18 protein-coding genes are annotated in these 19,594 nt (G+C 71.5%); 10 read left to right on the top strand and 8 right to left on the bottom strand.

What is annotated here, in order from left to right; all coding sequences use genetic code 11:
- Nucleotides 1-132: 132 nt before the first annotated feature.
- Nucleotides 133-864 carry an AbrB/MazE/SpoVT family DNA-binding domain-containing protein gene (locus ADK60_RS29775; RefSeq protein ID WP_053650015.1) on the bottom strand — a complete coding sequence of 244 codons (732 nt, stop codon included), beginning with the start codon at nt 862-864 and terminating at the stop codon, nt 133-135.
- A 447-nt stretch (nt 865-1,311) separates the two neighbouring features.
- On the opposite strand from ADK60_RS29775, the gene ADK60_RS29770 reads away from it, so the two are divergent.
- Nucleotides 1,312-1,953, top strand: coding sequence for a hypothetical protein (locus ADK60_RS29770; protein ID WP_053650012.1), 642 nt, complete (start codon nt 1,312-1,314; stop codon nt 1,951-1,953).
- 157 nt (nt 1,954-2,110) lie between these two features.
- The gene (locus ADK60_RS29765) at nt 2,111-2,629 is read left to right on the top strand and encodes a hypothetical protein (RefSeq protein WP_053650010.1); all 519 of its coding nucleotides are present in this window, start codon (nt 2,111-2,113) and stop codon (nt 2,627-2,629) included.
- Between the two features lie 603 nt (nt 2,630-3,232).
- Here the strand turns inward: ADK60_RS29765 and ADK60_RS29760 are convergent.
- Genes ADK60_RS29760 through ADK60_RS29750 form a run of 3 tightly spaced genes read right to left on the bottom strand, consistent with a single transcriptional unit; the run spans nt 3,233 to nt 4,889 of the window.
- Complete coding sequence (locus ADK60_RS29760) at nt 3,233-3,490, bottom strand: hypothetical protein (RefSeq protein WP_053650008.1); 258 nt, start codon at nt 3,488-3,490, stop codon at nt 3,233-3,235.
- Between the two features lie 35 nt (nt 3,491-3,525).
- Nucleotides 3,526-4,026, bottom strand: coding sequence for a hypothetical protein (locus ADK60_RS29755; RefSeq protein ID WP_053650006.1), 501 nt, complete (start codon nt 4,024-4,026; stop codon nt 3,526-3,528).
- The gene (locus ADK60_RS29750; protein WP_159400646.1) at nt 4,023-4,889 is read right to left on the bottom strand and encodes a hypothetical protein; all 867 of its coding nucleotides are present in this window, start codon (nt 4,887-4,889) and stop codon (nt 4,023-4,025) included. The genes ADK60_RS29755 and ADK60_RS29750 overlap by 4 nt, the downstream gene beginning before the upstream one ends.
- A gap of 329 nt (nt 4,890-5,218) precedes the next feature.
- Between ADK60_RS29750 and ADK60_RS29745 the strand changes: the two genes are divergently transcribed.
- Complete coding sequence (locus tag ADK60_RS29745) at nt 5,219-6,883, top strand: hypothetical protein (protein WP_159400645.1); 1,665 nt, start codon at nt 5,219-5,221, stop codon at nt 6,881-6,883.
- Between the two features lie 199 nt (nt 6,884-7,082).
- The gene (locus ADK60_RS43945; protein WP_107094748.1) at nt 7,083-8,630 is read left to right on the top strand and encodes a replication-relaxation family protein; all 1,548 of its coding nucleotides are present in this window, start codon (nt 7,083-7,085) and stop codon (nt 8,628-8,630) included.
- A gap of 391 nt (nt 8,631-9,021) precedes the next feature.
- Here the strand turns inward: ADK60_RS43945 and ADK60_RS45170 are convergent, their stop codons facing one another.
- The gene (locus ADK60_RS45170) at nt 9,022-9,255 is read right to left on the bottom strand and encodes a hypothetical protein (protein ID WP_053649995.1); all 234 of its coding nucleotides are present in this window, start codon (nt 9,253-9,255) and stop codon (nt 9,022-9,024) included.
- Between the two features lie 95 nt (nt 9,256-9,350).
- Here ADK60_RS45170 and ADK60_RS29725 point away from each other — a divergent pair, with 95 nt between their 5' ends.
- The 6 genes from ADK60_RS29725 (at nt 9,351) to ADK60_RS45160 (ending at nt 13,946) form a co-directional block, all read left to right on the top strand.
- Nucleotides 9,351-9,833 carry an Imm21 family immunity protein gene (locus ADK60_RS29725; RefSeq protein WP_053649993.1) on the top strand — a complete coding sequence of 161 codons (483 nt, stop codon included), beginning with the start codon at nt 9,351-9,353 and terminating at the stop codon, nt 9,831-9,833.
- A 189-nt stretch (nt 9,834-10,022) separates the two neighbouring features.
- Nucleotides 10,023-10,385, top strand: coding sequence for a hypothetical protein (locus ADK60_RS29720; RefSeq protein ID WP_053649991.1), 363 nt, complete (start codon nt 10,023-10,025; stop codon nt 10,383-10,385).
- Nucleotides 10,386-10,442: 57 nt separating this feature from the next.
- The gene (locus ADK60_RS29715; RefSeq protein ID WP_063783295.1) at nt 10,443-11,108 is read left to right on the top strand and encodes a ribonuclease FAU-1 family protein; all 666 of its coding nucleotides are present in this window, start codon (nt 10,443-10,445) and stop codon (nt 11,106-11,108) included.
- 29 nt (nt 11,109-11,137) lie between these two features.
- Complete coding sequence (locus ADK60_RS45165; protein ID WP_159400644.1) at nt 11,138-11,596, top strand: NUDIX domain-containing protein; 459 nt, start codon at nt 11,138-11,140, stop codon at nt 11,594-11,596.
- Between the two features lie 364 nt (nt 11,597-11,960).
- Nucleotides 11,961-12,641, top strand: coding sequence for a hypothetical protein (locus tag ADK60_RS29705; RefSeq protein WP_053649987.1), 681 nt, complete (start codon nt 11,961-11,963; stop codon nt 12,639-12,641).
- Between the two features lie 501 nt (nt 12,642-13,142).
- Nucleotides 13,143-13,946 carry a restriction endonuclease gene (locus ADK60_RS45160; RefSeq protein ID WP_159400643.1) on the top strand — a complete coding sequence of 268 codons (804 nt, stop codon included), beginning with the start codon at nt 13,143-13,145 and terminating at the stop codon, nt 13,944-13,946.
- A gap of 359 nt (nt 13,947-14,305) precedes the next feature.
- Here ADK60_RS45160 and ADK60_RS29700 read toward each other — a convergent pair whose 3' ends face one another.
- From ADK60_RS29700 to ADK60_RS29690, 3 genes are all read right to left on the bottom strand, one after another.
- Nucleotides 14,306-15,292, bottom strand: coding sequence for a replication-relaxation family protein (locus ADK60_RS29700; RefSeq protein ID WP_159400642.1), 987 nt, complete (start codon nt 15,290-15,292; stop codon nt 14,306-14,308).
- A gap of 302 nt (nt 15,293-15,594) precedes the next feature.
- A complete protein-coding gene (locus ADK60_RS29695; protein ID WP_053649983.1) occupies nt 15,595-16,488 on the bottom strand; it encodes a replication-relaxation family protein in 894 nt (297 codons plus the stop codon).
- Nucleotides 16,489-17,031: 543 nt separating this feature from the next.
- Nucleotides 17,032-19,473: a DEAD/DEAH box helicase gene (locus tag ADK60_RS29690; RefSeq protein WP_053649981.1), complete on the bottom strand. Its 2,442-nt coding sequence runs from the start codon at nt 19,471-19,473 to the stop codon at nt 17,032-17,034.
- Nucleotides 19,474-19,594: the final 121 nt, after the last annotated feature.

Genomic DNA, 19,594 nt, shown 5'->3' with positions numbered 1-19,594 from the left:
GCGCCCTGGTGCCGCGCCGGACCCGGCTGCGGGAACGGACGAAGGCCCGCTCGGCACAGGCGCGGTGCCGGCATCGACGCGCCGCACACCTTCGAGCGGGTCCGGGGTGCAGGGCGGGCGGGCCCGGTACGGCTACGGCGCCTGCTCGGGCAGGAGGTCGGCGGCAAGGAGCGGCAGGGCGAGGCGGTGGGCGGCGGCTGCGCACAGCGCGTCCGGCATCGTCAGGTCGATCCCGCCGGCGGCCGCTCGGTTGGTGAGGTCGAGGGCGTGGGCGGTGTCGGCGGCGAGGGCGGCGCGGTGCTCGGCGGGGCGGACCTGGCGGACGCCGAGGAGGGTGAGCTCGTTGAGCAGGTGGTCGGCACGCTCGTGGATGCCCGCGCGGGCGAGGACGGTGACGAGGTCGGCGACGGCCGCCTCGGGCAGTACGGCGCGGTCGAGCCAGTGGCCGACCCTGGAGTCGGGGCCGGCGGCGATCCAGTGGAGGACGGCGCGGGCGGTGAGCACCACCTTGTGCTCGCCGAGCGCGAGGACCCGCACGCCCCGCACGTCCCAGGGCAGGGGGCGCAGTTCGGCGGGCAGCGGATCGGTGTCGTCGTCGGGCTCGGGGAGGGGGTGGCCGCCGGTGAGCATCAGGGCCTGGCCTAGGGGAAGGTGGCCGGCGAGCGGTGGTCCGAAGTCGGCGCGCAGGCGTTCGCGTACGGCCCACAGCGGCTCGATGGTGATCGCGCCCTCGCTGGTGGTGCGGACGGCGACCAGGTCGCCTTCGGTGATGCGCGCTGCGCGTTGGGCCTGGGCGGGCAGGACGAGGCGGCCGCGCTGGCCGACGCGGGCGGTGACGGCGGTGACGGCGGTGGGCTCGGTCATGTCGGCACCCTAGGCCCACATCCTGTCCCGTGGTGAGCAAATCGTAGTTTGCTCACCACAACGTATGACGGGGTCGGGGTGGTGCTGCCGACGGCCGCGAGCGGGAGGGCGGGGACGGCGCGATCGCCACCGCCGACCCGTCCCGCTGGAAGGGCCACCCGGTGCGTGTCATCGACCTCGCCCCGTAGTCCCGCCACCAGGACGGCCGGACATGCCCGGAAGGGGGTCGTCCCGGCGAACCGGCGGGCCGGGCGCCACCGCCGAGCAGACGGCCGTGGCGGCTCCCTTGGGTGGGACTGGGGCTGCGGATGGGCCTGATGGTGCTTCCCATCTGTGTCGCTCGGCCACGAACGATTGACTTTCGGTCAAGGGTTCGAATGCGCGCGGTGGGTGCGCGCCCGCTACTTCAGGCTGGTCCCACCGCACATTCCATGGAGGGGGATTCTCGTGGTTTCCAAGTTCGTGACCGCCGCCGCCGTGACGGCTCTGGCGGTGGCCTCGCTGGCCACCGCCGCGCCGTCGGCCCTCGCCGACTCCGGCACCCCGGCACCGGCCCGTCAGGTCCTCGAGGGGGGCCTGAGCTTCAGCGGCTACGACGCGGCGGTCGCCGAGGCGAACGGCTACGTCATCAAGACCAACGCCGCCGGCATGCAGTACTCGGTCAAGAAGGACGCTTCGCCGCAGGAGGACACCGCCGCCCAGCAGAAGGCCGCGGCGAAGTGGAGCAAGGTGTCGACCCGTCCGTCCGCCTACGCCGAGTCCAACGACGCCTGCGGCAAGGCGTACCTGGAAGGCAACGCGACAGGCAACGCCTCGATCAGCATCCGTACCGGGTTCAAACTGCTGCCCGGCGATGCCGCGATCTTCTACTACTGGAAGGTCGACGCCGTCGACCACGGAGGTGTGACTCACAAGCCCTGGGGCCCGTCAGGCCTGGCCGACCGCAACGCGTGGGAAGGCCGCTGGAACCACGGCGGACTGACCCGCGGGGACGCGTACTCGATCATCAGCCCCGAGAGCTACGCGCTCCTGGACGACGGCTCCTACTGCCACCCGGTCCCGCTGACCGTCTACTACACCATCTACTAGACCCGCCCGCGGCAGCCCGGCCCATGGCCGCCGGGGGCACCTGCCGGACCTGAGGGACAAGCAGTTCCGGGTTGGCCGACATCGGCCCCCGCAGTGCCGGCGCGGTGCCACGATGAACAGGCGCCGCGCCGGCGCCACGCCGTCGGAGGAGAGAGCCGTGTTCCGCGATCCCACCCGCAAGGACCGCCCCACCGCACCCACCTGGCAGGAGAACCTGCGAGAGTTCGAGATCCCCGTCGCCGTCCTCGCCCAGCCCGACCCGGGTCAGCGCATCCTCGTCGGACGCCAGAGCACCGACGACTTCCTCGACCAACTCGACGTGACCTACTACGACGACGACCGCACCATCGCCGTCCAGGTCACCACCCACCGGCCGCTTCCCGCTCACTTCCGCACGACGTCGGACCTGCGCCCGCCCCTGCTGCTGGACGTCTTCCTCGCCAACGCCTCGCCCGACGGACCCATCGAGATCCCCGGCGAGCCGGTCACCGGCCCCGGCCACCTGATCATCGACGGCACCACCGTCCCGGCCGACCGGATCACCCACGGCGACTACGTGCTCACCAGTGCCACGGTCACCGACGCCACTATCGCGGTCATCAGCACCGCAGACCTGCACGACCGGGCCGTTCGACTCGACCGGGAGAGCACCCGCCCGACCGACGGTGTCCTGTAGCCGCAGCGAAGCCCGGCATCGGTGGAGCCAGGGCGGGGCAGGGCGTCCACACACCTGACCGGTAAAGGGTGGCCTCCGGCTGTCGGCGCGAACCGGTCGAGCAGCGGGCGGTCGGTGAGGTCCCCGAGTGCTCGGCGGGTCCAGTGTTCCCGGCACGGCGGCCCCATCACAGCACCACCAGGCCGCCGGCCAGAGCAACTGCGCCATGCCCCCGGCGCCGCTGATCCCCCACGGCCCGGTCCCGCGGACCACCTCCCTTCACATCTCCCCGGGACCCGGCCCCTGCACCCGCGCCGGGCCCAGCCGCGAGTGCGAGAAGGACCGGGGATGACGTCGAGTACGACCGGAAGGCCCTACGGAGCCTCGGCGGTCAGCAGACCGGCGGTGAAGGGCGGGACGCCGAGGAGGGTGGCGGGCGGTGACCACGGCCCGTTGCTCGCCGGCGGGTCGTCACGCCTTGCCTGCTTCCCCCGTTCGACGACTCCACCCCCTCGAAGCCGCAGAGACTTGGGCCGGTCGGGCCGGGGTGGGACGGGTCTAGGACTGTTCCACCCTGTTATGCCTGGTCAGCGGATGTAGCGGTGAGCTGGGACATCGGGCCGGCTACCGACCCGGGGCGGCGCCGTCGATCGCGGCGAGCAGTCGGGCGTGGACGGCGGTGGCCGCTTCCCGGGTCGCCGGGTCCGGGTCCGTGAGCTGGGGGGCGATCAGTTCGGCGGCTGCGGCGAGGACCGGCACCGGCACGGTGGCCTCGTGGAGGTGGAGGAGCTGGGAGGCGGCGCGCTCGCCGGGGGTGGCCCGGGTGCGGGCGTCGGGGATCAGGGAGGTGAGGCCCCGGGGCAGGGGCTGGGTGCTGGTCACCCGCCCCATTCTTCCGCGTCCCGGGACGCCGGTGATCACCACGGCTTGTCGTCGGGTTCCTCGTCGGGCACCGGGCCGTGGTGGTGGCGGGCGATCGCTTCCAGCAGTGCCTGGCGGGCCCGGCGCCGGTGGACGTCCTCGGTGCGGCCGGCGTCGGCGGCCCACTCGGGCAGCGGCCGGTCCTGCGCGGCCGCGGTGAGCTCGCGCCCGAGCTCGCCGATCGCGTCCTGCCAGTCGGCGAGCCGCTGCCGGAGCTCGCTCACCAGGTGGTCGACGGCGGCCGCCGGATCGGCGCCGAACGCGCGGGCCTCGCTCGCGGCCTCGGCGAGGACGTCCTCGTCCAGGCCGTCGAAGGCGTCCCGCCACGGCTCGGCCGTCGCCTCGAACCGCTCCAGCTCGGCGCGCAGCGCGCCCGCGACGGCGGCCGGTGACCAGGGCGGCGGGGTGCGGGGTGTTCGGACGGTGTCGGCGAGGACGCGGTCGGCGCCGGGCCCGAGTGCCCGCCGGGCCCGGCGGGTGGGCGGAGGCGGTGTCACGCCGGTCGCGGCCGCGTGGGAGCGGTGGTGCCGTCGCCGTTCGCGCCGCCCAGGTCCTCGACCACGCGCACGTTCAGTTCGGCGGCGATGCGGTGCAGGTGCTCCCACTGGTCGGGGTCGAGGCCGAGCGCGGGATCGTCGGCCACTCGCAACAGGGCGGCGGCCGCGATGCCGAGGCCGGCGGCGGCGAGGGCGTTGTGCAGCGCCTGGGCGCGCGCCAGCTCGCCGTCGTCGCCCTGGTAATGCAGGGCGATCTCGAAGGCCTCGGCGGCGCGGTCGAAGACGCGCCGGTAGGCGAGGCGGTCGAGCGGATCGGCGTGGTCGGCGCCGAGGGTCCTGGGCCGCCGGGCGGGGCACGCGCGGGCGGTGCCGGCGGCGGTGGCGGTCCGGCCGGCCTCGGTGGCGGTTGCCAGGTCGCCGGTGAGCGCGGTGAGCTCGGCCGCCAGGTCGCCGAGTACGCAGGACGGGAGGGCGGCGGCGATCGCGCAGACGGCGGCCAGCGGCATCCTCTCGCCGTCGTGGAGTTCGGGCAGTGTGCCGGTGGTGTGCGAGGCGCCGAGCACCGCGTCCGCCGCCAGGGTGTAGCGCAGCTCCTCGGTCAGCAGGCCGTCGCTGCCGGGGACGATCTCGCGGCCGCTCACCCGGACGACCGCGTCGGCCACCCGCTCCAAAGCCCGGGCGTGATCCTCCTTGCTCTGGCGGCCGGCCAGCTCGCGCACCCACGCGGCCGCCGCCTCTCCCGCGTCGGCGGCCCGGTGCAGCGCCGCCAGCTCGGCCGAATGCTGCGCCTGTTCCTCGCCACCGGGGGCTTTGGTGTCATGGGGGTCGGAGCGCAGTGGTGGTGAGGACAGCGGCGTCGTCATGCCGGGTGCAACCGCTGTGGGCCCCGGTCGGTCACGGGCAGCGGTGGGTGCAGCAAGGGCCGCCCTTGCTGCACCCGCCGCAGCGCTGCACAGCCCGCTGGCCTTCGCTGCGCAGCGCCCGCTGCGCATGCGCGGTGCGGGACAACCCGCTGCGCGGCGGGGACAACACGTTGGCCAAGGACGTGCTGGTGCGGGACAGCCCGGACGCGGTCGGCCGGCGGGGACTTTTCGGAGCGGTGCGAAATTCCCGGCCCCGGCCTCGGCTGCAACCGAGGAGGGGAAGCGCCCCGGGGCGAAACGGCGTCGGCCGCGGAGGTAGCCTCTCGATCATGAGTTTCTCCCCGGGGATTAATGCGGCCTCCGAGGCGTCCGAGCCGATGCTGTTCGGCGCGCCGGTCTGCGCGGTGTGCGCCACGGAGCTGCTGTGGGGCGGCAAGGGCCGCCGGCCGAAGTACTGCTCGAAGGCGTGCTCCTCGAAAGCCGACCGCGCCCGCGAGAAGGAGAAGCAGACCAGGGCCCTCGCCGAAGCCGCCGAAACAACCCGGGGCGAAACACGGCTGCCCGCGGGCCTGCCCGACGGCCTTGCCGACGACCCGGCCGCGTCCGAGCTCCTCACCCTGAGCGAGGAGCTCGCGGCAGCCGACCGGCTGCTGCTGCATCGGCTCGACCGCGCCGCCCGGGACACCGACCCAGCCCTTGCGCACAAGGCCCTGGCCGCCGTCCTCGACGCCGCCGCCGCCGTGACACGGCGCCACCGTGAGCTGGTCGAGCGGCTGCGTGCCGGGCACCCGGCCCTGGCCGACGCCTCCGAACAGCCCACTGCCGGACCCCGCGAATCCCCCCGGGGCGAAATCGCGACGGTTCACCAAGTCGCCTCCGGGACGGGCGACGCGCGGTCGGCCACCGCACCCGCTCCGTCCGCCGTCACCGCCGGCCCGGGAGCGGCGGACGCATCGGCAGGTGAATCACTCCGGGGAGAAACGACCGCGGCACAGGGCACCCTCGAGGCCGTCGGCGCGGCCCGTCCGGCGGGTTTTTCCTCCCGGGACGAAAAGACACCCGCCGTGCCACCGGGAACGTCGGCACCCGTTGCACCCCGGGAGGAAACCCCGACCGCCGCGGACGTCGCCGGACCCGCGCCTGTTACACCCCGGGGCGAAAACACCACCGGCGGAGCCGCGGCCGCCGGCCCCGCCTCCGCCGACGCGAACGCACCGCTGCGCACCGCGGTTGCCGATCCTTACGCCCGCTTCGGCGCGTCCGACCGGCTGGACGACCTGGCGGTGACGTTCGGCGCCGGCTGGGAGCTGGCGACCTGGAGCGCGCCCGGCGTGCGGCTGCTGCTGCACGACGGCACACCGAAGGGCTGGACCTGCCGCCTTCCGGACGGCTCATGGGGCCTGGGCGGCTGGATCACCGTCGAGCACCAGGGGGACGGCCGCCCCGGCCGGTTCGTCGCCGACCGCTTCGGCCGCCCCCGGACCTTCCCCACCGCAGACCTCGCTCTCGACGTCCTCCTCCTGCGCGCCGCCGCCTCGACCACCCTGTCCTCCGCGCCGGCACCGGCACCGGCCGCCGCCTCGACCACCCTGTCCTCCGCGCCGGCACCGGCACCGGCCGCGGCCGACGGGGTGCCGGTGCCGGACCTGGCACTCGCAACCGCCGCTGGCCGCACGCCGCCGACCCTGCGCGGCCTGGGCGACCCGCACCGCGACTACGCGCTCGGCGACGGCCTGGTCCACCTCACCTGGCCGAGCGCACCCACGGTCCAGGCCCTCGAACACCGCGGGCGGCTGGCCGGCTGGGTCGAGGTCTACGACGAGGACGGCAACTGGATCGCCCTCGTCTCCGGCCGCCCGGTCGCCGACGCCGCCGACAACATCCCCCTGCTGTCCGCGAACCCCGCCGACGCCCTCACCCTGCTACGTCTGGCGCTCGATCAGGGCCTCGCCGCCGCCGGTCCGGCGAGGCCGCTTCCTCCCGTCCACGGGTGATCCCGGTCACGGACAAACCTGGAGGACAAGGTCCTTGACCGGGGCAATTCGGGCAGGACAAGGGGGCTTGGTCAAGGGGTGCGGTCAGACCGCGGACAAGGGGCCGGTGTGCAGGGTCGGCGGCACCCGGGCGAGCGCCCGGATGCCGGGGCTGGCTGCCGCGTCCGCCCCGGCCTCCCGCTGACGGAAGGCCACCTCGATGACCGCTACTGCGCTTGCCCAACCCGACCCACACGACGACGGCGGCGGCCAGGCCGCCGCCCACCACCGGCCGGAGCCCTTGGGCGAGGCCTTGCCCGGCCGGGACAACCTGCCCGCGGCCACCCCCACGGGCACCTCCGCCCGCACCTCCACGGCCGTCCCCGTCGATGCGCGCGTTCCGGCAGGTCAGCGGCCCCGGGTAAGGGGTGCGGGGCGTGGCGACAACCCTCTTCTGCTCGCTGCTGATGTGCGCTGGAAGAGGGGTTCGACGTCGTCGGTGCGAGCGGGGGTCTTGGTGGCACTGGCTCTGTTTCAGCGCTGCACCGCTCGTGAGATCTGGATGCTCGCGTGCGCGGGGCAGCGACACGACCGGGCGGTGCGGGACGCCCTGCTGGACCTCCGGGAGGCGGGGAGGGTGCGGGAGGAACTGCGGCTGCCGGACGGGCGCAAGCTGTGGTGCCTGACCGCGGCCGGCCGCCGCGAAGCCGCCACGCTGCTTCCGGCCGGGGCCAAGCTGTCGGCACTGCGTCCGGAGCGGGAGGGAGCGGCGGCGGTGTTCTCCGAGCACGCCCTGGACGTCGCCGCCACCGCCGGCCTCCTCGCCAAGGGCGGCATCGGGCACCTGGGCGCGTTCTCGACCGAGTTCGAGCACCCGCTGCCCGGCCGCCGCTCGCTCTTCGCCGACCTGGTGCTGCGCGATCCCGGCGCGGACGTGCCGCTGCTCCTGGTGGAGGTCGACCGGGAGAACGAGAGCACCGGCACGCTGGTCGACAAGCTCGCCACCTACCGCGCCTGGTGCGAGCTCCCCGCGAAGGGCGCCACGAAGGCCGCCTTCGAGAAGGCGCTGGCCCGCTCCGGCGCCCGAACCCACGCCCTGCGGCTGTGGCCCACCCTCTACCCGGCGACCAGGCGCGAGGGCCTGCCGCCGGTCGCCCTCGTCTTCGAGGCCGGCCGCAAGCGCGCCCCGCGGCCCGGCACGGCTCCGCTCACCGACGAGCAGAAGAAGGAGAAGGCCAAGACCGACCACCGCCGGCTGCTGCGCCGCATCTACACGGTGGAGACCGACTCCGAGGCCACCTGGTACGCGCCGCCGTACCGGGAGGACGGCATCACCGCCCGCGACTACCACCACGCGCTGCCGGTGGTGGCCACCACCCTGCCGCTGCTGCGTGCCCGTGGGGCCGACGCTGCGATCTGGCGCCGGTTCGGCCGCCTCGGCTGGCACACCCTCGACGCCGCGCTCGACAACCCGGACGGCGACCAGCTGCTGCGCATCGAGCGGGCCGCCGCCGAGCAGGCCCGCCGGGAGCGGGAACAGGAGGAGCACGAGCGTCGCCGCCCGGCCTGCCGCCGCTGCGGGGCGAAGTTCTCGGACGAGAGGTGGGCCGAGAAGGAGAAGGCATGGAACGACGACAGGCTGTGCGCCGACTGCCGCCAGGCCGACGCCGACCAGCAGGCCCGCCAGGAGGCCGAGCGCGAGCACGCCGCCGTCGAAGCCGCGGCCGCCGAGCCCAAGCACAGCCGTTCCTGGTGGCGCCGCTCCTGAACTGCCCGCTGCTCTCCGGCAGAGGCCCCTGACCTGCGGTGGGGAGTTTCGCCGTCCGACCGGTGAGTTCCATGAACAGGGCCGGTGAGTTTCGCTCCCGGGCCCCGGTGAGTTTGCCCGGCCCAGGAGGGGGCGGCCGGTGAGTTTCCGTGATCTGTGCAGGTCACGGGCCGGTTAGAACGGGACAGATGCCGTTCTAACCGGCCCCGGGCCTGCTCCGTCCGGGTGGCTGTCCGGTTGGAGCGCCGCAGGAGGTGGGCAGAGCCTTCGGCATGACGACACGTTCGACCAGGCGCCGCCGCCCGGGCGCCCCCGCCGAGCCCGCTGCGCCGGTCAGCGCCTACCTGCGCGATCGGCTGCTGGGGGACGTGAGTCCGCTGACGTGCCGGAGTTACGCCTTCGATCTGCTGCGCTGGTTCCGGGTGGTGTGGACGGTGGACGTCGGGTGGGAGCAGGCCACCGAGGCCGCCCCGGCGGCCACGTCCTCGGCCGTCGGGGCTCCCTTGTTCGCGGCGTGGTGGTCGCTCTGGCCGAAGACGTGGTCCGCGACGTTGTGACCGACGGCCAGTACGGCCCAGGTCGAGCCGAAAGTCGCCAGCTTGGTCAGCTCTGCGATGCTCGTCACCGCGCACCCCCGACCGCCGCAGGCGCGAGGTCACCCTGTCCGATCCGGCGCATACGCTGTCGCGACGTGATGGAGATCTTCGAGCTGGAGGCGGCATGTCCTTGACGTGGCTGGACACGGAGGGCGGCCCGTTCGTCGTGGTTCCACGCGACGCTCTGTCGCAGTGGTCGGGGACGGAGGGCGACTACGACCGGGCCTGCGAGGTGATGGATCTCGTCGGTGTTCTCGAACTGCCTGACGGAGCCGCAGCGCTCGTCCTCGGGGACGAACCGCTCTCCACCGCCTACCTTCCCGAGCACCGGGTCCTCGTCCGCTGGTACTACGCGGAGACCGAGGAAGGCGTCCCTGACATCATCACGGCCGGGATTGCCAGCGCCGACTGGGACGAAGGACCCGTGCTGCACACCCCCGGCGAGCTGGTCATGTTCGACGCCGCCTACTACGGCACCGAGGTCGGAACACTCACGGACGGCACCGCCCTCACTCTCGGTGCCGGCCGCTACCGGGTGGACTCGGCAAGCATCGAGCCCGACCACCTCACGTCCTTTCGCGTGCACCGATTCGTTGAACTGACCTGAGCCGAGGTTGGTGCAGAGAAGGTCCAGCGAGCACCTCTCCCCGGGCGGCATGGTCGTACGCACCACCACGAGCCCGCCCGCGCGACGTGGGGCCGGCCGCCCGGCCTGCCGGAATGACCGGCCGTTCCGGTCCGCTCGACGGCCCGGCCGGATAGGCTCGGCCCACTGACGCGGGAGGGGTGGGGACCGATGGCACAGCCGATCCAGTACGGACCGGAGCCGGTGGCCGAGTGGATCATCGACGTGTGCGGCTGGCAGAACCAGGCCCGAGTGCTCCGCGGACACCTGCCCTCGCAACTGCGCCTGGTCCACGAAGCGGACGGCTGGTGGATCGGCATCGACACGCACTGGCCGCACCAGCGCGTCCAGCTGTGCGCCGGCCGGATCGCGGACGGCCTCTTCGCCGACGTCTCGGCCTTCCTGGACGGCCCGGTCAACGCCACCGACCGCGAGGAGCTCGAGCAAGCCGTCCAGGAACTGCGCAAGCGCCTGGAGGCCCCGCAGCCGCCGAACGCCTGGGCAGCCGGCCGCCACGGCTTCCCCAAGCCCTGACCCGCTGTCACACCTTCGAGCGGACTTCCCGGCCCCGGCACCGGGAAGGCTGCTGCCGTGACCGACACCGAACTGTTCCAGCCCGGCACCACCGTCATCCGCCGCGACGTCCACGCCGACCGCGTGTGGACCGCGATGCCCCAGCGGGTGGTCGCCGACACCGGCCACGTGCTGACCCTGGCCTACTGGCCGGGGATCGAGAGCCTGGCCCCGACGACCTGGATCACCTCCACCCGCACCGGCGACGACGTCACCCGCAAGCAGGGCCTGGAGGACCTGGCGGCCGGCACCTGGACGCTCGGCCCCTACCGCTGGACCGGCACGGAGCTCCTGTCCCACTTCCTGGCCGGGGAGTGGTTCTCCGTGCACTGCTTCCAGGACGCCACCACCAAGGAACCGCTGAGGTGGTACGTGAACTTCGAGAAGCCCTACCAGCGCCGCCCCGGCGGCATCGACACCCTCGACCTGTGCCTGGACCTGGTTGTCACCCCCGACCTGTCCGGCCACCACTGGAAGGACCGCGCCGAATACGCCCAGCTGCGCCGCCTCGGGGTAATCGACGACTACCTCCACCGCCAGGTCGAGCAGGCCCAGGGCCGGGCGATCACCATGCTCGACAACCACGCCGGCCCCTTCGCCACCGGCTGGCCGACCTGGGCGCCCGACGCCGCGTGGCCGCTGCCGACGCTGCCCGACGACACCGACCTGGTCGCCGACCGGTGACGGCGCCGGTCCGGACCCGGGTGTGCACGGTGCTCCTCCACGACGGCCGCCTGGCCCTGATCCGGCGCGACCGCCCCGACGGGGTGCAGCACTCCTTGCCCGGCGGCCTCGTCGAAGAAGACGAAGACCCGGACGCCGCGCTGCGCCGCGAGCTCCTGGAAGAGCTCGGCCTGGACCTGGCCGACCTGCCCGAGCCGCCGGTGCTGCGCTTCGTCCAGGAGCAGGAGACCCGGCGCCCGGGCGAGAGCGGGCTCTTTCGTCGGCGGTGCCTGGTCTTCACCGCCCACCTGCCCGACCGGCTCCACCACACGGTCGCCGCCGAGCAGGACGACCCCGGCCGGGTGCCGGTGGAGTGGATCCCGCTCGCCGAGGCGGCCGGTCTCCACCTCTACCCGGCCATCGGACCCGTCGTCGAACAGGCCGTCGAGCCCGCCACCGGCCCGCTGCTGCTGGCGCCGATGACCAGCGCCTCCTACCAGTGGCGCTGACTGCGGCGGTGCTTACCTTGATGGTCACCCCAGAGCCGAGCAGGACACCTTGATGGCTGCCCCGGGCCCTGGCCAGGCACCTTGATGGTCTTCCAAGGTATCGACGGGAAACCTTGGAAGACATATCACGGAAAGATAACGCCGCAGGTCAAATGGTTGGTGAGCGGTGCCGCACACCTTGATGGTGTGACTGGAAGTGCTAGTTGGCCAAGGGCAACGGCAGTCGGCCTCACATCAAGGCCGATCGCGGTGAGCGACTGAGCCGAGCCACGATAGTTGGAACCTGGCCACGCATGTTGGAACTGGAGGGCTCACGACGGCCCCAGCGGGCTTGAGTGTCGCTGGTGTCGGGTTGGATGAGCACGTGACTGTCTATGACGTAGCCCGCCAGCTCCCCAGCATCGCCGACCTGCGGGACAAGTGCTGTGCACTGGCGATGCTCGATGCGATCCTGAGCCCGGACTGGGAGGGCCGGTACTACTCCTTCAACGCCGATTGGGCCGACGGTGAGGAGATGGCGTCGATGCGCAACGGGTCGGGAGACGAGTACTCGATCGTGTTCTCGGCGGCCGGGGCCTATGTGCAGGGGTTCGATCACGAATCGCCGATGAGCCCCTTCGGCAACGATGGCGAGGTCTGGCCAGGAGTGATCGACGAGGTCCCCGAGCTCTTCGGGCGCTTCGTCGAGGAGCCGGCGTTCACCGACGAGGACGACGTGCCGGTCGTGACGGCCTGCTTGTGGCGGGGGTCGACGGACGAGCGGTGGCATCACGGGACGATCGACTTCCCTGAGGGTGCTGTCGATCCTGACGGGGCGACGAGCCTGTTCGGCCTCCTGGTCGACCGTTCTCCGGAAGCGTTCCAGCGTTTCGCAGAGGACTACTACGAGGTCTCCATCGATCTCGGGGCGGTGAGCCAGGTCCATGCCTTGCAGCCGCTGAGTCAGGAACTCGTATCGTTGCTGAACCCTGAGGTCAGCTTGGCGGACCTGGCCCAGGACATCTCCGAGATCGGCTATCCGCAGCTGGACCAGGAGTCGGTCTGACCACTGCCATCACGGACACTGCGGCCCGGGACGTTCGGAACTGGTTCCAACATGAATGGCAACTCGCCGACTGTCGCAAGAAGCATGGCCAGGCAGTTCCAACAAGCGTGTCCCGAAGGGTCAAACTGCCAGGTCACCACATCGCACTGGTTCCAACCATCGTGGCCCGGCTCAGTGACTGCGGAGTGGTGGCTCAACTTCTGCGTCCGCGCGGAGCCTCCAGCGCAGGGCGACCATAGACGGCGCTGGCGAGCGTACTTCGGCTGGCCGGCCATCAGGCGCTCTGCTCGATTTGCGCCAGCTGTCAGTGCGGGCCTCGCTAGAGAATCGCACGTCACACCCCATCCCAAGCAACGAGTAGCACATTGGGACGGCCGGCGAACGGCGATCAACATAGTCGGACCCATCAACGGGAGGGCCGACTCCGCCTATGATCACCTGCGAAGCCTTCCTCATCAGTCAACACCTGCCACCCTTACTCGTACCTACCGGAGTATCCAATTGTCCATTACGCCAGAATGGCAGAGCTACGAGCACAAGGTTTCCTCTTTCCTGTCCGAGCTTGGATTCGAAACGCGCGTCAAGGAAACAATTGATGGCGCACGGGGTCGACATGACATCGACGTATCGGCCCGCATGAGAGTTATTGGGATTGATATTCTTTGGGTCATCGAGTGCAAGGCGTGGAATCGAGCAATCCCCAAAGAGAGAATTCTCACCCTCCAGTCCATCGTGAATGACGTCGGGGCTGACCGGGGATTTGTTTTCTCCGAGAAAGGATTCCAGTCCGGAGCAATCCGTGCCACTGAGAATACAAATCTCACTCTGACCAGCCTGGAAGACTTCAGGTTGGAATTTAAAGACGAGATCAGGGCGACAAAGGCGAGGATCCTCGATGAGCGAATCGCCACCCTCGTGCAGGCATTTTCAGCCATCTGGGATCTAGCACGGGAGGAACGGGATGCGGCGTTCTCCCGGTACTCTGGACCCCCTGGGTTCGATTTCCTTGAAGGAAAGCCAAGTGCTGTAATCGGCGTTACATCGCACCTGTCTCATATGCGGGCATCGCTAGAGAATGCAAGGTTTAATCGCTGGCCAGTTGCTTTCTTTCCGCTAGATCTCGTTGACGGCGAGGTGTTTGATGTCAGCGATTGGGAGGGTTTGCAATTCGTGGCAGAAAATACCATCATCACGTGCCAGCGCATCTATGATCACATGATGACCCCGGGGGAAAGTCCAGTCGACTGGAAGACCTTGCAGCCGCCGGAACTGACGAGCTTGCTCAGTGCCATCCGTGACAAGTGAGGCAAATCAGGCCTTGAGCCAATCATCGTCGGCCGGTCGCCCCACACCACCCTGGAATGCATCCACAAGCCCTACGGTACCCCCTTCTGGAAAGCCCTGCGGCTGGCCCTAGACGACTACGCCCGAAGCCTCACCCGCCAGGTCGATCAGAGGTAGGAGATCCCCGGCCACAACTGTCCGTGACCAATCCGGGCAGCAAGGGGGCCAACTACCGATTCCCCGAGAGGCCAGCCAGCGATTCCCAAGTCAGCTCTCACCTGCTGCTTTCCCCGCCTTCGGGGCCAACTATCGATTCCGGTCACAGATGGCCGCCCCGGGCGTAGCGGGGCGGCCATCAAGGCGAGAGCGGCGGGCGTCGGTCAGGACTTCGTACCGGTCAGCTCCCACCAGGGGACGGGGCCGTTGTCCAGGTCGGAGAGCGGCCACCAGTTGTCGGCGCCGGGGCCGTCGGCCTCCAGGTCCTCCAGCTTCGCGACGCCGGCCGCCACGGTGCGCAGCATCTTGGCGACGTAGGGGTTGCGGGCGGCGGTCTCCAGGTCGGTGGCGCGGTTGGCGAAGCCGGTCTGGCCGGTGCCGGTGAGGACGAACAGCAGCCGGGGGAAGGCCGGGTAGCGGCGCTCCCACAGCGGCTTGCGGCCGCCCTGGACGGCTTCGATGGTGCCGGCCCGCATCCCGGCCGGGAGCGGGGCGGTGGCCCAGTAGCGGGCGTAGGCGTTCAGCTTCCCGGCGAGGCGGGGCCCGCCCATGGTGGCGCGGTCGACCTCGACGAACGCCCGCTCGGACACCCGCGCCCCGTCGGGGGCGGTGCGCCCGTAGTGGAGCAGACCGTCCGGGCGCACGGTGCCCTCCTTGCCCTCGGCGAAGCGGTGGGTCATCTCCGGGATGAGGTCGAACGGTCCGTAGGAGTCGCCCCGCTCCCGGGCGTCGGCGAGGAACGCGAGGTGGGTCCGGACGACGGCGAGCTGGTGGTACAGGGTGAACCTGAAGGCTTCCCTGTCGCCGGGCAGCCGGGGTGCGGGGATGTCCGCCAGCTCCGGGAAAGCGGCGGCGATCCGGGCGCCGTGCTCGGTCAGGAACCAGCCCTTGGCCCGTCCGGACCGGGGCAGCACCAGCTCCTCGGCCAGGCCCCGCTCGCGCAGTCCGCGCAGCCGGCTGCGCATCTTCTCGATGCCGCTGTCCGGCGCGTGCAGGCAGCGCAGCTGCTCGGCGGTGGCGATCCGGAACTGGAACAAGGAGGCGAGCACTGCCCAGGTGATCTCCACCTCCCGCGTCTCGCTGTCCGGCTCCGCTCCCGTCCGCGCCCTGGCCCTCTTCGTCTTCTGCGTGGCGCTGTCGTCGGTCGTCATCACGATGCCCTTCGGCGGGCGCGGGGCCGGGTGCTCCGCGCGGTCGCCGAACTGAACCCCGCACACCTTGGCGGATCCCTTGGCGATCCACCCCTCCTGTCGCAACGATCATGTAACGGCCCCGGCCAAGGTGGGGCCGGTCGAGCCTCCAACCTTGACGGACTCCTTGATGGCCGGCCTCCAACCTTGGAGACGGCCTCGGACACCTTGACGGATCTCTTGATGCCGGGGCCGGACACCTTGACGGCGACCTGGAGGCCCGGGCCAGCCCGGCGCGGCGCGGGCCGGGCCGCCGTGCAGGACTACAGCTCCCAGGCCCCGCACTGGGCCCGCGTGTGGTCGCCGATGGAGTGCCACACCGGGGCGTTGACGCCGTGCTGCTCCAGGTCGGCCAGGCGGGCCGCGCCGGCCTTCACGCGCATCAGCGCCAGCATCCGGGTGACCATCGGGTGGGCGTCGGCGATGGCCTGCAGGTCGCGCACCCGTCGGCGGGCTGCCTGCTCGCCGGTGTCGGCCAGGACGAACAGCAGCCTGGGGAAGGCCGGGTAGCGCTGCTGCCAGGTCGGCAGGACGCTCTGCGAGTGCGAGGTGCGGCGCAGGTGGGCCGGGACCGGCTGGTGCTCGTGGAAGCGGGCGTAGGCGATCAGCTTGGCGGCGAGCTTCTCGCTGGCCATGGTGCCGCGGTCGACCTCGACGAACGCCCGGTGCAGCACCCGGTCCGGCCCCTTCTTCGAGTAGTGCAGCAGGCCGTCGGGGATCACCGTCCCTCCCGGGCCCTCGCCGAAGCGGTGGTAGACCTCGGGCAGGAAGTCCAGCGGCGCGCACTCGTCCCCCCGCGCGCGGGCGCCGGCCACGAAGGCGACGTGGGTGCGCACGACGGCCAGGACGTGGCCCAGCCGCAGCCGTGCCGCGCTCTTGTCCTCGGGCAGCGGAGGGGAGGCCACCCCCTCCAGCTCGGGGAAGGTCGCGGCGATCCGCACGGCGCGCTCGGTCAGGAACCACGCCTGCAGCTTCCCGGCCTGCGGGAGGACGACGCTGTCCACCAGGCCCTCCTTGTGCAGGCGGCGAAGGCGCCGGCGCATCTGCTCGACGCCGGCGTCCGGGGTGTGCAGGACGCGCAGCTGCTCGGCGGTGGCCATCCGGAACTGGAACAGCGCGGCGACCACGGCGTGGTCGATCTCAGGCGGCATCGCCATCGAGGGGCTCCTTCAAGGTCGGTGCCCGCCGCCCTGGTGGCAGTGGGCACCGCATGGAAGCCCGCGGTTCTCACCGGATTTCTCACCAGCAGAGGCCCCTGCGATCACGATCCGACAACAGGCGCACTAACCGGCCCGACAACCGGTGGTGAGAACCCGTCCGCCAACCAGCGGCCGACCCTCCCATCCGCTGCGCCCGAGATCCGGGCAAAGTCGCAGGTCAGGGTAGGCGGTGAGTGGCTGGAAAGGTCGAACTCACCACCCCGACAACCCTTCCTTCCTTCTTCTTTGGTCCTTGTAGTTGTAGTTGTGGTGGCAGTTGTCGTTGGTCGGTAGGGTTCGGCGCCTGCGGCGGGCCTTTCTTCTTCGGCGTCCGGCTGGTGCCGGCCGCGCGTGGTGAGGGGCGGCGCGGGAGCGCGGGCGGCCCTGGAAGGCCGCTGGAGGAGGTGGAAACGGCTCTGCCCGCCGCGTTCCTAGGACACGGCGGGCAGAGGGGCCCGAGACGGCCTGGGGGGTCTCCAGCGGGCACGATGGCCGGGCGGGTCAGCGCCAGTCGAGACCGAGGGCGGTGAGCTGGTCGAGCTGTGCTTCGGTCAGCTTGGCCCGGCGGCTCTTGGTGTTGGAGATCCACACCCCGAGCTTCACCTCCACCGTGCCCCCCTGGCCGTCGGGCAGCTCCTCGACGTGGGCCCGGGGCACGGTCACCGACCCGGTCCGCTCCCGGTACTGGGCGAGCGCGGCCACGCCCCGGTCGAAAGCGCTCACCTTCCCGGCGCCGGCCTTCTTCTTCGGCACCGCCTCCTCGGCCGGGGCCGCCAGCGGCTCGACGCCGAGCGCGGCCAGGCGCTCGCGCTGCTCATCCATCAGCCCCTGCCAGACGATGTGCTGGCGCTGCCGCTCCAGCCACCGGCCGACGTCCAACCCGTGGATCGTCACCCCGGGCAGCAGATCCGCCAGCTGCGCCCCGCCGTCCAGGCAGTCGGCGACGGCGGCGTAGTGGCGCTGCCAGTCCAGCGGCCACGCCGGGTTCCAGTCCGGGTCGATCTCGGCCAGCGCCTGGACCCGGTCCGGGCGGTCCGCCAGGACGCCGGGGCGGCGCTGGTTGGACAGCCACTGCCCGACCGGCTTGTCCAGAGCGGTGGCGGTACGGGGTGCGGCAAGGGTGCCGTGGTGCTCGAAGTACTCGCGGGCGGCGGCCAGGTTCTCCTCCCACGCGGCGTCCAGCGGATCCCACACCATCCCGAGCGACTCCAGCCGCTCGATGCGCTTGCCCTCCATCTGACCGGCCGCGTACGCCTTGCGCTGCTCGCTCACCCAGTGCCCCAGCGGGTACCGCTGGTGCGCCTCCAGCCCGGCCCGGGTCTCCTCGCGGTGGTCGAACGGCACCCGCAGGTGCCCCTCCCGCTTGTAGTACTTTTCCGCCGCGGCCCACCCCCGGGCCCAGTCCTGGCGCTCCGTGTCGATCACGTTGAACGAAACCCACCGCGCGACCATCACCGGGTCACGAGGAGCGGAGAAACGCAGCAGCATCCGGCTTTCCTGCTCGCCCTCCTGCGGCTCCGGACCGATATCCGTGGACGGCTCCACCTCGGCCTTCTGCTCCACCTGCGGAATGGCCAACAATTCAACGGCCTCCTCATCGTGAGCCCGCAGAGCCTGCAACACGTTCACCAAAGGCCGGTAACTCCCGGAGGTGAACATGTCCTGCGGCGCCTCACCTTCCTTGAGGAATACCGGCACGATCAGACTGGCCAGCTTCCCCTCATTCGGCTTCTGCCGCAGCGCCCGCCCGATCGCCTGCACGATGTCGTGCGGCGCGCCCTTCGGGTCCAGCAGGGCCACCGAGTCCACGGCCCTGATGTCCACGCCCTCACCCAGCACCCGGCAGTTCGACAGCACCGCCCGCCGCGCCGAGCGCCCGAACTCCGCCAGCACCCGGGCCCGCCGCTCACCCGCGTGCTCGCCCTTGAGCCAGTTCGCCCAGATCCGCTCCGGGTACAGCTCCGGGTCCGCCGCGTGCAGCCGGGAAGCGACCTTCGGCAGGCCCTCCGCGAACGCCTGAGACTCTATGGTCCGGTGATGGAACGTGATCAGCGTCTGCAACCCGTGCTGCGCCATGGTGTGGAGCATGGCGGCCTGGAGCGCGCCGAGCCGCTGCCCGCGGATCTCCTCGCTGCGCTTCTCCTGGCTCATGAGCTTCTCCGGGGTGACGACCGGGTCGGTCAGCTCCACCACGATGATCTGGTAGCGCGCCAGCAGACCCCGCTTGACCGCCTCGGACAGGGGTAGCTTCCAGGCGACCGGGCCGAAGATCGCCTCGTCGTCCATGGACGCGGCCATCTCCTCCGGCATCCGCTCGTGCCGCTGGCCCTCGCGCAGCTCCCACGACGGCACCGGCCTTTCCTGCCAGATGCGCGGAGTCGCCGTCGCGTACAGCCGCCGCGCGGCCGGGATGACGTGCTGGTGGTGGATGTCGGCCCAGGCCTTCCCCAAGCTCCCACTGGTGCGGTGGGCCTCGTCGACCACGGCCAGGTCCAGCGGGTCCAGCGCCTTGCCGTAGGCGCCCTCGAAGGCCTCCGCCAGTACCCCGAGCGAGCTGTAGGTGGCGAAGATGGTGACCGGCCCCGAGCCGTGCCACATCGCGAGCCGGATCGGGTTGGTGGTGCACCGCACGTCCATGGACCACAGCTCGACGTCGTCCTCCATCGAGCACACGGCGACCGCCGGCCCCGTGTGCCCGACCTCCCGCCACGCCTTGATGGTCTGGCCCAGCAGGGCCAGCGTCGGCACCAGGACGAGCGTGCGGCCTCGCGGGACGAGCCGCCGGGCTGCCGCCGCCGAGATGTACGTCTTCCCGGTCCCGCAGGCCGCGTGAATCTGCGCCCGCAGCCCGTTCGCCGGAATCACCCCGCCCGGCGGGATGTCCAGCGCGCGAATGATCGCGTCAACCGCCTCGATCTGGTGGTCACGCAACTCGATGGGCATGTCCCCGATCCTTCCATGGAATGCCGGAGGGGATTTCCTTGATCGCACAACGCCCGCAAGAGAGTCGAACATCTGGGGTGTGCCTGCAACACTGACTCTACACAGTGCATCACTGTGCTGC

Source organism: Streptomyces sp. XY431, assembly GCF_001279805.1.
GTDB classification, from domain to species: Bacteria; Actinomycetota; Actinomycetes; order Streptomycetales; family Streptomycetaceae; genus Kitasatospora; species Kitasatospora purpeofusca.
Note: the sequence above shows the minus strand (reverse complement) of the source record. Positions and strands in the feature narration are given on the sequence as shown.